The organism is Nostoc sp. (assembly GCF_036917515.1).
Classification (GTDB): domain Bacteria; phylum Cyanobacteriota; class Cyanobacteriia; order Cyanobacteriales; family Nostocaceae; genus Nostoc.
The window spans coordinates 20,527-33,947 of the sequence record NZ_JBALDE010000080.1 but is presented as its reverse complement, the minus strand read 5'-3'; the positions used below and the strand labels follow the sequence as shown (position 1 = coordinate 33,947).

General features: G+C 41.4%; 9 protein-coding genes. All 9 read left to right on the top strand.

Annotation, left to right across the window (positions count from 1 at the left end):
- The first annotated feature begins 67 nt into the window (after window positions 1-67).
- The 9 genes from V7K89_RS10135 (at window position 68) to V7K89_RS10095 (ending at window position 12,828) form a co-directional block, all read left to right on the top strand.
- Complete coding sequence (locus V7K89_RS10135; protein ID WP_335186737.1) at window positions 68-886, top strand: thiamine pyrophosphate-dependent enzyme; 819 nt, start codon at window positions 68-70, stop codon at window positions 884-886.
- 26 nt (window positions 887-912) lie between these two features.
- On the top strand, window positions 913-2,061 hold the full coding sequence (locus V7K89_RS10130; RefSeq protein ID WP_335186735.1) for a 3-oxoacyl-ACP synthase III family protein: 1,149 nt from the start codon (window positions 913-915) through the stop codon (window positions 2,059-2,061).
- A 137-nt stretch (window positions 2,062-2,198) separates the two neighbouring features.
- Window positions 2,199-4,304, top strand: coding sequence for a calcium-binding protein (locus tag V7K89_RS10125; protein ID WP_335186733.1), 2,106 nt, complete (start codon window positions 2,199-2,201; stop codon window positions 4,302-4,304).
- Between the two features lie 212 nt (window positions 4,305-4,516).
- A complete protein-coding gene (locus tag V7K89_RS10120) occupies window positions 4,517-5,506 on the top strand; it encodes a hypothetical protein (RefSeq protein ID WP_335186731.1) in 990 nt (329 codons plus the stop codon).
- Complete coding sequence (locus V7K89_RS10115) at window positions 5,506-6,417, top strand: SDR family oxidoreductase (protein WP_335186729.1); 912 nt, start codon at window positions 5,506-5,508, stop codon at window positions 6,415-6,417. The genes V7K89_RS10120 and V7K89_RS10115 overlap by 1 nt, the downstream gene beginning before the upstream one ends.
- Window positions 6,418-6,955: 538 nt before the next feature.
- Complete coding sequence (locus tag V7K89_RS10110) at window positions 6,956-8,704, top strand: cupin domain-containing protein (protein ID WP_335186727.1); 1,749 nt, start codon at window positions 6,956-6,958, stop codon at window positions 8,702-8,704.
- A 109-nt stretch (window positions 8,705-8,813) separates the two neighbouring features.
- Window positions 8,814-9,251, top strand: coding sequence for a chorismate mutase (aroH, locus tag V7K89_RS10105; RefSeq protein WP_335186725.1), 438 nt, complete (start codon window positions 8,814-8,816; stop codon window positions 9,249-9,251).
- 301 nt (window positions 9,252-9,552) lie between these two features.
- Window positions 9,553-10,560 (top strand): zinc-dependent alcohol dehydrogenase family protein, encoded by a 1,008-nt coding sequence (locus V7K89_RS10100; protein WP_335186723.1) that lies wholly within the window; start codon window positions 9,553-9,555, stop codon window positions 10,558-10,560.
- Between the two features lie 9 nt (window positions 10,561-10,569).
- A complete protein-coding gene (locus V7K89_RS10095; RefSeq protein WP_335186721.1) occupies window positions 10,570-12,828 on the top strand; it encodes a pentapeptide repeat-containing protein in 2,259 nt (752 codons plus the stop codon).
- Window positions 12,829-13,421: the final 593 nt, after the last annotated feature.

Here is a 13,421-nt window from a genome sequence, read left to right as displayed (position 1 = left end):
GCTTACCCCTTAATGACCAAACCCCGCCACGAATTACGCAAGCAATTGCAAACTGCTTAACCCACAAGTGTTTCGGTTTTTCTTAGTGCCATTCCCCTCACGGGGTTTTATACATATTGATATTGATCCAGAAGTACCTGGAGTTGCCTATCCATCTGTTGAGACAGTACCTATCCAATCTGATGTAGGAGAATTTATTAAAGCATTATTGAAGCATTTTCCCAAGCGTTCTGATCGATTACCAGTCTCATCACTGCCCCGACCCAAATTTGATGCGATTGATTCTCAGAATGATGGTTTAATTAGACCAGAAATACTGATGGATAAGATTCAACGTGTAATTGTCGAAAATAGTGATGCAATAGTAATTACCGAGGCGGGTAACTCCTTTGCTTGGGGAACCCACTGGCTACGGTTTAACACCTCTAGACGATATCGAGTCAGTACCAGTTTTGGCTCAATGGGTCATGCTGCTACTGGTGTTGTCGGTGCTGCACTGGCACGCAATAGTAAAGCTGTTGCTATTCTTGGGGACGGAGCTATGCTAATGAACAGCGAAATTAGCACTGCTGTAAAATACAAAATTCCTGCCGTCTGGATTGTACTCAATGATGGCCATTACAACATGTGCGACCATGGGATGACCTTGTTGGGATTTAACGGTGTAGATGCAGAGATACCCAGTACAGATTTCGTCATGATTGCTCGTGGGATGGGAGCCGATGGCATCCGGGTAGAGCAAGAAGCCGATGTCGAAGCCGCTTTAGAAAAAGGGCTGATTTCAAATGTCCCCTTTGTTATTGATGTAGTAATTGATCCAACCAGACCTGCCCCAATTGGCACTCGGATTCAAAGTTTGATTTCACAAGTTGCAAAAGAATCTTAATTTTCTTAATTTTAAGGAGTAATATCATGACATATCAACCAGTAGGTATTCGTTCTGTTGCCCTTAACTTCCCTAGCATTGTGCGTACCAATGATTATTGGCAACAGAATTACCCGGAATTGGTAACTGAGGCAGAGGGCAGAACCCTCGCGAAGCTGTTTAAACCTGCTGAACCTGCCGTTAAACAAAAAGAGCAAGACCTTCTCTGGTCTGAAGCTGTAATACCTTATTTGTCTGATCCCTTCCGAGGCACTGTTGAGCGGCGGGTGCTGGCTCCAGGTGAAACATCGTTAACCTTAGAGTACGGGGCAGCTATAAGTGCCCTGGAAGCGGCAGAACTTTCTACAGACGAAGTCGATCTGATGATTGTAACTACTCTGTTTCCTGAGCAAATCGCTCCTGGTAATGCTTCCTATCTCGCCCGTAAATTAGGACTGAACTGCCCCGCCTGGAATCTAGAGTCAACTTGTTCGAGTGCTTTAGTGGCAATGCAGAACGCCTCGGCGTTAGTGCAAACCGGAGAGTACCGCAATGTCCTAGTAGTGATTTCGTGCATCTATTCGCACTTTGTTGACGAAGATGATACCCTTTCATGGTTTATGGCCGATGGTGCTGGTGCCTTTTTAGTTAGTGCCTTAAAACCAAACCAAGGAGTCTTAGGTACGAAAATTGTTCACACTCAAGCAACTTGTGGTGCTTTCTTTAATGAACTGGTTACTGACTCGAATGGCAAGCCAAGGATGCGGATACAGACTGGTGAAAGCGCCAGTAAGCAATTAGGTGGCACATCTGTTCATCTTGTCCGCACTTGCTGTGAAGGTGCGATCGCATCTGCTGGTGTTAGTCTCGATGATATTAAGTTCTTTGCTTTCAATACACCAACTGCCTGGTATGCTAATCTGTGTGCCCGCTCACTAGGTATTGATCCAGACCGCACAATCAATCTCTACCCTTATTATGCAAACATTGGGCCTGTCCTCCCCATTGCTAATCTGTACTACGGCGCTCAATTAAAGAAAATTCGAGAAAACGATTTAGTGCTTGTTTATACTATAGGTTCGGCATCTACTGCTGCTGCCATCGTCATGCGCTGGGGTGAAGTCAAACTGGGAACCCTCCCTGCTTCCGCAGTCAATCTGAATAAGTCAGCTAGCAACATCCTGACTACTGTATAGCAATTAATCTCAAAACTCCCCCACAGGAGTTTCTCTAAGAAACTCCTGTGAATGAACCAACAATTCCACAATTTCTATTGGTGGAAGACTAAAAATATTTGCCTACATAATTTACCATCATAATCAGGAGAACAAAAATGTCCCAAGATCAGAAACAAAAACAAGCTCAAACTTCTACTAATTCCTACTTCCCTAAAACCTTAACTGCACCTGGTCAACTCTTTGGCACATCTGAAGACAATATACTTGTTGGTAGTGCAGGCAACGATCAAATTTTTGGTTTGGCGGGCGACGATCTCATTTCGGGACGTGAAGGTGATGACTTCATCGTTAGTGGGACTGGAAATAAGCTAGTGATTGCGGGGCCTGGAAATGATACTGTTGCGGCCACAGGAGGCAACCAATTAATTTTAGGTGGTGCCGGGAATGACGAACTTACGGGTGCTAATGGCAATGACCTGATACTTGGTGAAGATGGCAACGATTTTATCAACGGTAAAGACGGGATTGACGACATTTCAGGTGGTACTGGCAACGATTTCATCTTGGGCGGTCTTGGGAATGACAAAATTTTGGGTGATGATGGCAACGACCGAGTCTTTGGCGGGGAAGGTGATGACGACATTTCTGGTGTCGCTGGAGAGGACTATATAGATGGTGGTTTAGGGAATGATCGCGTCTTGGGTGGTTTTGACGACGATCGAGTTTTTGGTGGAGAAGGTAACGACATAGTTGTTGGTTCGGTCGGTAACGACTATGTAAATGGTGGTTCTGGAGATGATGTAATTATTGGCAGCAATCCATTTATCCGCATACCTGGGCTGGACGGTATTGAAAGAGATGAGATGGTCGGCGGTTCAGGGCATGATACTTTTGTACTTGGGGATGTTGCTGAATCCTACTATGACAATAAAGGTGGCTCTGACGTTTCTGACGCTGGTTTAATTGTTGACTTCAACCCTGATGAGGATTTCATTCAACTGAAAAAGTTGACAGATGGTAGCACTTATGTAGTGACTCCTGGGCCTAACTCGACTGCGGGAAATGAATATACCACAGACATACTCATCAGTCGGCCAAATCAGCCGCTAGAACTGATTGCTAGCGTGCAAAGCGTGAAAAATCTGAATTTGAACGATAGTTACTTCGTTTATGTTTCCGCCGATGCAGGGTTAATTGTTGGCACAAATGGTAATGATGTTATCGGTGGCACTACGGGTGACGATGACATTTATGGTTTAGACGGCAACGATTTGATCGACAGCCGCGACGGCAACGATTCTATCTATGCTGGGCCAGGAAATGATTTGATTGTTTCTACTTCTGGAGATGATGTTGTCTCAGGTGGAACTGGCGATGACATCATCGCAGCAGGCTTTGGGAATGACATTATTTCGGGTGGCGATGGTCTTGACCAATTATTAGGTGACGAGGGCAATGACTTCCTGGATGGTGGTTCTGGAACTGATGACCTTTTTGGGGGAGTCGGAGACGATGTTATTTTAGGTGGTGATGGCAATGACCGCATTTTCGGAGAAATCGGCAATGACCAAATCAATGGTGATGATGGTGATGATGACCTCAATGGCGGAGATGGTAACGATACTATTTATAGTGGTTTAGGCAAGGATAGAGTTTTAGGTGGTACCGGCAATGACCGGATATTAGGTCAAGAAGGTAACGACATACTTGATGGTGATGTCGGGAATGACATTATCAATGGTGGAGATGGTGATGACTTCCTCAATGGTGCCGATGGCAAAGACAATCTCTATGGTGGTACTGGCAATGATATTATCGTCGGTGGAGCAGGAGCAGACTTACTAGTTGGTGCATCTGGGAACGATTTGCTCTCTGGTGAAGCTGGAGATGATGTGATTGTTGGTGTTGACCCATTTGATCCATTATTTGGGTTTGGTCGTGGTGAGGTTGATACGCTCACCGGCAATCAAGGCAGAGATACATTTATTTTAGGGAATAATGGTCATGTATTTTATGATGGTGGCAGTTCTGATGTTTATGATGCTGCGATCATTACTGACTTCAAACCCAGTGAAGATTTCATCCAATTGCAAAGTGTAACGGATGCTAATTATGTTTTAGCTACAGGTTCTAGTTCTCCTTCAGGTGTAGCATCCACAGATATATTCTTACAAAGAGCAAATCAGCCTTTGGAATTGATTGCTACTGTCCAAGGAGTCACAGGTTTAAATCTGAGTGATAGCTATTTCGTTCACGTTTAAAACCTCTCAATAAATTCCAAGTTAGTCGTTCTCTACGATAGGTTCTTGAAAATTCCCAACATTGAGATTTGAAAATAAAACCTGGAAAACTGACTTCAGCAACTACATATATTTTCAGTAGCAAAAAAATATTTTCTTTGGAAAATTATTTCTTCATTGCTATGCCAGTTTTCTAGTATTTTGTAACTTAAAATTCTTTGAAGTAATCAATTATGAAACTGCGTTATAGGCACAAATTATTAGGGTTTATACCACTTTTATTTACCTTGGGCTTAACTACTCCTGTGATTTCTTTTAGTAGTCCGGCTCTTGCTAGTGAATTCAGTTTGCAATCAGAGCCTTACGATCCACTGAAAACCCATCTGGAATTATTTACAGAACCTTGGTCTCAAAATCCCACAGTTAAAGCAGCTCTTCAAGCAGATAACGGCAACTTACAGTTACTTACTAGAAATAAAAAAGTTTTTTATGACGAAATTTCTGTTTTGGTTGACAAAATGCCCCAAGGGCTAACGCCTACAGATTTTCTCTTAGAAATAGCTAAAGATCCAAATAAGGCAATAAATTATCAACCTTTTGATGATTATCTCTCTAACGGTGATGATACGCTCAATAAACTAATTCCCAGGAACACCTCCACACCCCCAAAGATAGGCGATATTTATGATATAAAATTACGCCTTTTTGCAAAACTGGGTATTCCTAATTACGAAGATGATGTTTCTGTGATGCTTACAGATTTGACCGACGATCATTTTACCTTATCAACTATTACCAGTGGCGTAACGGGTAAACATCCAGTTAATGGCTCAAGAAAATTTGGGTTTAAAGAAAACCCAGATGGTACGCTGACATTTTATACTAACTCTGTCACACAGTTGACTAATGTATTTGGAGATATTGGTGGTGATTTCGGGGGACCTCCTGAAATGGGTTGGACAAACTATATCAAAGGATTAAGTCAAGAAGTTCGTAATAGAGGTGGGGAATCTGAGGAAAGTAGTCTGAGAAAATTCACTGCTACCTATCCTGGTTTACCAGTTTCTTCTATCACTGTCCCAGAACCAACTTCTACATTGGGTATTTTGGGCTTTAGTGCTTATATTGCTACAAATTTAATACGGAAAACTAGACAAAAAAATAGAACTTTAATGAAGTCTGGAAAGTCAAAGAAAATGTTTATAGTTAAGGAGTTGAGATAATGCTTCAGCGTAAGGTTCTCGTAATTGGTGCAACTGGTTTACTTGGCGGCAAAGTGGTTAAAGAACTGCTGCAAAAAGGTCATAGAGTCCATGCTTTGGTTCGCCCTGGAACTGAAGCTTCTCACTTGCAGGCTCAAGGTGTAAAAATAGTTCGGGGCGACATAACCGAGTATGAGACACTTTTGCCTGCAATGCGTGACATTGATGTTGTAATTACAACGGCTAACGGTTACTCACATAGAAAAAAAGGAGACTCTTTAGAAAACACTGACGACAAGGGAAACCGCAATCTGGTTGATGCAGCCAAGCAAATGCAAATTAAATTGTTCGTTTTTACAAGTATTTTGACAGCAGAAAAGGCAAAATCTGTACCTCACTTTTATCAGAAATCTGTGACTGAGGATTATATTGAGAAATCTGGAGTTCCTTTTGTATCTTTACGACCAGGTGGCTTCGTTGATACACTATTAGGCTTTAGCCTCAAAGATATCAAAAATGGTAAATTTCGAGCTATGGCTAATGCAGACGCGCCAGCATCGACGATTCACTCGGATGATGTGGCCCGGTATCTTGTCTTAGCAATTGAGACACCTGAAGCTGTAGGACATCGCATCGATTTGGGCACTGAACAGCCAACTAATCTTAGAGAGATTGCTAATTTGCTCTCAGAAATAACTGGACAGAAAGTGCAATTGCAAACAATTCCACCTTTGGTCAAAACAATCTTGTTTAAGTTTATGGCAGTTATTAATCCTATGTTCCGGGGTACTGATAAGGCTATGGAATATGTTTCTTCAGGTAAATATGTAGCTGATACTACTTTACAACGTCGTTTATTCGCTGACGTTCCGTCCTTGAGAGATTCTATTAGACGTTGGGCAAACCAAAATGGGCTAGCAGCAACGAGGTAATTTCTTAGCATCAGTTTGATACGAATAATCCCCATCCGAACTTGTTTGAATAAAAACAAAAAGAGTGGAATCTACACCTTTTGAAGTTTTTATAGGCGATCGTAACTCTAAAAATGTAGGGTGAAACTTAATTGCGATCGCAATTACTGCAATCCAGATTTTAATGCAATACAGTTCAGAATGAGCAATAAAATCCTGATGTAGAGACGCGATTTATCGCGTCTTTCAAGATTAATTATCTATACCAATAACCCTTAACCCAAGCGTATTGGATTTTAAAGTGTTTTCTCAGACTTTTTGCATAAATGTCAAATAAAAATGCGATAAATAAGTATCATCTGTAACTCTTCTCTGCCAAACTTGAATCTCGTAAGTCAAGTTTCAAATTAATCAATCCACATTTCTTCGCAGATACAGACATAGATGCTTAAAACTTGACTAAACAAGAAAATATTAAAGTAATAGAGCCTATGTCTGCACTTCTAACATCAATCCAAAACTAAATCGCCATCAATATCAGCTCGAAAGGAGAACAACAATGACAGAATATAATAATTTTCAACAGATACCAGCCAACAAATCGAGTAAGTCATTGTGGGTGGTTGGAGACTTGGTTAAATTTATCTCAACTGGCGAAGATACTGGTGGTCAATACGATCTATTTGATGCTTACGTTCCATCAAATGTCGGGACTACACCACATATCCACCTTCAACAAAACGAAGGATTTTACATTGTCGAAGGGACTGTAAAGTTTCAGTTGAACAATCGAGTTATTACTGCAACTCCTGGAACTTTTGTGAATGTGCCTAAAGGACAAACCCACGCCTATCGCAATATTGAAGATAAGCCAGCGAGAATGATTATCCAAGGTATCCCCTCCGGACTTGACAAATTGATTGAGGATACAAGTCGTCCAGGAACAGACATATCTGCGGCTTTTCCGCTATTTACAGATGAAGGACTTGATAAAATCGTGCAAGCCTTTAAGGACAATGCATCAGTACCTCTAGACTCAATAATTTTTGCTGGCACTGAATACAGCGTCAATGAAGATGGTTCTCCCATAGCAGCAGTAACTTTGATCCGCCCATTAGATGATACAGGGGCAGTTGGCGCTACTATCACTTTGAAAGATGGTACTGCTAAATATCTCGAAGATTATAACGGTTCTCAGCAGATAAAAGTTAACTTTGCTGACGGAGAGAGAGTTAAAGTTGTAAACATTCCGATCGTTGATGATAATTCAATCGAAGCTAATAAGACTATCAAACTTACCTTGAGCGATGCTACAGGCGGTGCAATTATTGGGCTATTGCAGAATACGGCTACTCTGACAATTGTAGACAATGACGCTCGACCCAAAGGAAAAGACGGTGTTCTTTTAGTTGGAGATGATAGTGATAACATTCTTACAGGTGGGAAAAGCAGTGAAAACATTATTGGTGGAAAGGGAAACGACCTGCTTACTGGTGGCGGGAATATAGACCTATTTACAGTTCAACTCGGTAATGGCATCGACACGATTACTGACTTCGGTGGTGTAGGAACAGGATCTCGTCCACCTTCAGGCGTATCTGCGGAAATTGATACTCTAAAATTTGAGGGTAATGGGCTGACTGCTAGAAATCTGCTCTTAACTCAGAATAAAGATGACCTGCTCATAACCTTTGAGGGAATTGAGAATACTGGGGTCGTCTTGCAAAATTTTGCCTTACAAAACCTAGATAACCTTCGCAAAGCCACAGGTGCATCGGTGGATATTGGCAACATTTTATTTAACGGGCAGACGGGGTTTCAAGACAGCTTTGATGTCTTGAATGCCAACGAACAAAGGAGTAGTATTTACAGTCGTAACTCGGTAACATTCCTGAACGATCTTAATAATAATACTAGTGGCTTTGACAAATCTAATGATGTTATTAATGGTCAGGGTGGCAATGACTATCTGTGGGGGTTGAGTGGTGATGACATACTTCGGGGCGGTGCTGGCAATGACACCCTTGTAGGTGGGTTTGGTTGGGATACTCTGATTGGTGGCAGTGGCAAAGACACATTCTCCTTTACATCTGGATCGGGGATTGATACCATTGTTGACTTTACTGATGGGGAAGATTCTATTGGGCTTTTAGGTGGTCTGACATTTGCCGATTTAACAATCTACCAAGGTACTGGTGGAAGTGTAAATGATACTTTGATTAATATTACCAGCAGTAATGAGCCTTTGATGATCTTGAGTGGGATACAAGTCAATACTATTACAAATGCTGATTTCTTGATTATGTAATTCTCTTTAACTAATCTGAGATTGCCAAATAAAACTATCAACAATTGAGATTTACAGTTGGCAATTGCTGTGTACAGAAAAAACTTAAATACGCAACCTTAAAATTAATATGGATCAGCTCACTTTTTCAACGCACATAGATCAACATTCCAGCGTGTCAAAGGTATCGGGAGAATGGCGAGTCCGGGGACTTCGAGGCGCAACGACAGTCAGTTACAACTCTATAAAAGCAATTACTGAGGCTGTAGATGAGTTATTAAACATCTTAGAAACAAACAATGTTTTAGACTCTGAGGAAATCGTCAGTGTTACCTTTTCTGCAACTCCAGACTTGGATGCAATGTTTCCGGCTGCGGTGGCACGTCGTCGTCCTGGTTGGGATCAAATTCCTTTGCTAGATGTGCAACAGATGCAGGTTGCCAATAGCCTTGATCGCTGCATTCGGGTGTTAATCCACTTAAACACTCCTCTACCCCAGAATGCATTACGCCCAGTCTATCTGCATCGTGCTGCTCAGTTACGTCCAGATATAGCATTGTTAGGTTAGGCGATCGCGAAACTCTCATCCAAGAATTTAAACTAGCACAGAGCTTTTTAGGAGAAGTCAATGGTGCTGCCGAGGAAAGTACTTATGTAATTAATGCCCTAAGTGTATTACTGGCAGCGAAAGAAGTTGAACAAAAACAATCATCTTTTGTAATTCAGGAGGCAGGAGGCAGGAGACGCAAGAAAACCCATATTTAAAAATATGGAAGACATTGCAGTTTTGGCTCAGAAATATCTCTCTATCTACCCTCTTGCGCTAAAGTTGCATAAGAATGTGCATCTAAAGCTAGGAGGAAAGAGTTGTGAAAGCAGTCTTGATGACAGCAGCTGGCAGTCCCGAAGTTCTGCAAGTACAGGATGTGCCAAACCCTGCTGTTCCTGTAGACAATACTGAACTTTTAGTGCGTTTGGTGGCCGCTGGCATTAACCCCATTGACACTAAACTTCGTAGTCGAGGCAGTTTCTACCCCGATCACACATCGACAATTTTAGGATGTGATGGTGCAGGTATCGTGGAAGCTGTGGGTGCTAGTGTTCAGCGTTTTCGCGCAGGTGATGAAGTATATTTTTGCTATGGTGGCTTGGGTGCACACCAAGGAAATTACGCTGAATACACCGTTGTAGATGAGCGATTTGTGGCACGTAAACCCGCCTCTATTTCCTTTGCCGAAGCAGCAGCAGCGCCTTTGGTATTAATCACCGCCTGGGAAGCTTTATATGAACGCGGACGATTAGAACCTGGGGAACGAGTTTTGATTCATGCGGGTGCTGGTGGTGTCGGTCATGTAGCAATTCAATTAGCGAAACTCAAAGGTGCTACTGTTTCCACTACAGTAAGTTCTAAGGAAAAAGCTAATTTCGTCAAAGAACTTGGTGCTGATCAAATAATTTTTTACAAACAAACAGACTTTGTGCAAGCGGTATTAGATTGGACTGGCGGCGAAGGTGTAGACTTGGCTTTTGATACCGTAGGCGGCGAAACCTTTCACAAAACCTTTCCCGCAGTGCGCGTCTATGGCGATATTGTTACCATTCTCGAACCAAATGCCAATACTGTTTGGAAAACTGCTAGAACTCGCAACCTCCGCATTGGTTTAGAATTCATGTTGGCACCAGCATTGCTAGGATTACAAGATAGTCTCCACCATCATGCAGAAATTCTCGAACAATCTGCCACCTGGCTCGATGAAGGCAAATTAAAAATCCATGTGAGTCACAAATTTCCCTTAAAAGAAGCAGCTAAAGCCCACCAACTGATTGAAAGCGGTACTGTGACGGGTAAGATTGTTTTGCTAATTAGCGACGAATGATCGAACAATTTGCATAATTTATCTTTTAAAAACAGATTTATCCAGAGGTTAAACGCAAAGATACCCAGAAAACTCTTTGTGCGTACCTCTGTGCTTCCCTTTGCGTTCCTTTGCGTTTTACTTCTCCTCTTCCTTCCCCTACCTGCTTGGGCAGCACAAACACAACCAGAACGTACACCTCTAACTCTAGAATTATTGCAAGAACGACTACGCACACCCATACTCCGCGAAGGAAATTTGACGATAGATTTGCAGAAGATGGCGATTGATTTACGCCCAGAAAACGCCAGCTTTCGTGATGCTTTTTACCAACTCCTGCAAAAAGAACTCGGTACAAAACCTCTAGGTTTAGACCTCAGCAATGCTTTGATTCTGGGGGATTTTGTCGGCAGCGATTTGGGTTTAAGAACACCCTTGTATGCAAAAGCTATTGCCCCCATTTTCACCGCTACCGAACAAGAAAAACTAGAACGTTTGCGCTTCGTTTGTCTAGAGTCACTGGCGATGTCTACGACGGGCTACGCCTACGCTTTACCCAACTCCAAAGATTGTCGATCGCTTCTGGGAACAGAATCAACCCCAGCCACTGAAATCGCCGTCTTTCGTGGTGTCTTAACACTGGTGCAAACTCGCTTCAACGGCGAAGTGAAATTCTCTAATACATTTTTTCTTCAGTCTGTGGATGCCCAAGGTGCAACTTTTCTCCAACCTGCAAACTGGACTGAAACCAGATTTGCTCGTCCCATTAGTTTCACCAGTGCTAACTTTCAGCAATCAAGCAATTTTCAGGGCAGTATTTTTTTTGAAAAAGCTAATTTCAAAAAAATTAAATTTCGGGAACTCGCTGATTTTCAAGGCAGTTTTTTTGAGAATACTGCCAACTTCAACCAAGCAATTTTTAAACAGTTGGCTAAATTCAGTAGCGTGCAATGGCAAGGGAATGCTGATTTTTCTCAAGTATATTTTGCCAATCAAGCCCAGTTCACTAAAGCGGATTTTAATCAGTTCCTCATTTTAACAGAAGCGACTTTTGAACAAGCTGTAAGCTTCCGAGAAGCGGAGTTTAACCAATTAGTAAATTTGCAAGGTGCGAATATTCTTAACCAAGCAGATTTTAGTGACGTGAGGTTTTTTAAAGAAGCTTGTTTAAGCGTATCTGGTTTAACTTTTAACTCCAACCAAGCGAAAATTTTAGGTAATCCTGGTCAAATTGGTCAGATGTTCTGCATCAAAACATTGCAAGGTAATCAAAACGTCTTGCGGAACTTGGGGCAAAATTTCCGTCAGCAACAGCAAGTTGCCGATGCTAATGAACTGGAATATACAAAACAACGACTGCGATTAATAGAGTTTGGCCATCGTTTGACGGCTACAAATATTAATAGTGCTTCTGTTGTAAGTTTAATTAACCTGGGTTTTTCTGCAACTCAAGCCCAAGCGATCGCCCAGCGTCGTCTGCTAAAATCCTTTCGCAACAGTAGTGAGTTACTCACCATAGCAGACATCGATTTAGAAAAATATACCCAACTGAGCGATCGCCTAATTGTTGGCGAAACCCTTTCTATCAGTGGGTGGTTACTGCAAGCTTGGAGTTGGTTGGCGTTGAGTGTATTACTGTTGTTGAGTGGCTATGGGACAAATTTTTGGTTAGTCTTTGGCGTGGGAGGATTAGCGATCGCTTATTTCGGCTTACTATTTTGGTTAGTGGATCGCTATCGTCGGCTGCATCCCGTACCAATTATTCCCACATCTTACGAAACCATTTCGATATTAGTCAGTTTTAGCGTTTTAGAATTCTTTAGCTTACTGGCGATTTTTCGCAATGCCGAACAACCTTGGCTGACATTGGGGTGTCTTTTTATAATTCTTGTCCCCGTCCCAATGGCTTTATTAATCCGACTTTACCAACAAGGTCGTTATCATGACTTAATGGACGTTTCTTACTTCACAGAAGACGGCACATTTCGCCAGTTACGATTATTGATTGGACGTTTGCCAGTGATACCAAGGAATGAGACATTTCGGGAACGATATATGCCCTTGTTGTGCGATCGGCGTTGGAACTGGCTCAACTATTATGATTTTAGTCTCAACAACCTAATTAAATTAGGATTTAACGACATTCGCCTGCGAGACGAACATTTACCGGGTATCATCTCTGCACTTGCTTGGTATCAATGGAGTTTGGGTTCAATTTACATCACCCTAGTTTTGTGGACACTTTCGCGTACAATTCCGGGATTGAATTTGCTGATTTATCTAAAGTAATCCCTGTACCTAAACCTTTTTTGGCTGCACTTAGTAGTGGTACTAATATGATGTAAGGTAAGGTCGGCGTAAATAATTATCGTTGGGATAAGGCAGGGAGTAGCGGCAGAGGACAAGGAGAAAAAGCGTTTAAACCTTGTTTGCTTTTATTTACACAGTTTGCTTTTATTGTGCCGACTTAATTATTGTAAGCTATAAGTAACCCTGCTATTCGTTCTTATCAGTCTTGCGCTATCACCTCGGATAAAAGTGATATAGCCCCGGATAAATAGAGATAACTTAAATATCTAAAAATTTGGTAAATTTATCAAAAAATTATTCATTGCAATATAATACTTAATCCAATAATTTTATTACCCAAAAACTTTAGTTATTTTTTTAAATCATTGTCTAAAAGTATCTACAAATTTGATCAATATATCAAAACATTTTTCATTGCTCTTAAAAATTCAATCATATACATTGTAAAGTGTAAGTATTATTGAGAAAAATTGATTATCTCCACTTAACAAAGGTAACCAAATAATCTAATAACTACTAACTAGTTTTGCTAACAAAAAGATAACAATAAAATAGACAAAACAGACTTATAT

Bases quoted from the DNA above. Each gene is read 5' to 3' on its own strand.
- V7K89_RS10130 (WP_335186735.1), top strand. From the start codon at position 913: ATGACATATCAACCAGTAGGTATTCGTTCTGTTGCCCTTAACTTCCCT.
- V7K89_RS10125 (WP_335186733.1), top strand. From the start codon at position 2,199: ATGTCCCAAGATCAGAAACAAAAACAAGCTCAAACTTCTACTAATTCC.
- V7K89_RS10120 (WP_335186731.1), top strand. From the start codon at position 4,517: ATGAAACTGCGTTATAGGCACAAATTATTAGGGTTTATACCACTTTTA.
- V7K89_RS10115 (WP_335186729.1), top strand. From the start codon at position 5,506: ATGCTTCAGCGTAAGGTTCTCGTAATTGGTGCAACTGGTTTACTTGGC.
- V7K89_RS10110 (WP_335186727.1), top strand. From the start codon at position 6,956: ATGACAGAATATAATAATTTTCAACAGATACCAGCCAACAAATCGAGT.
- aroH (WP_335186725.1), top strand. From the start codon at position 8,814: ATGGATCAGCTCACTTTTTCAACGCACATAGATCAACATTCCAGCGTG.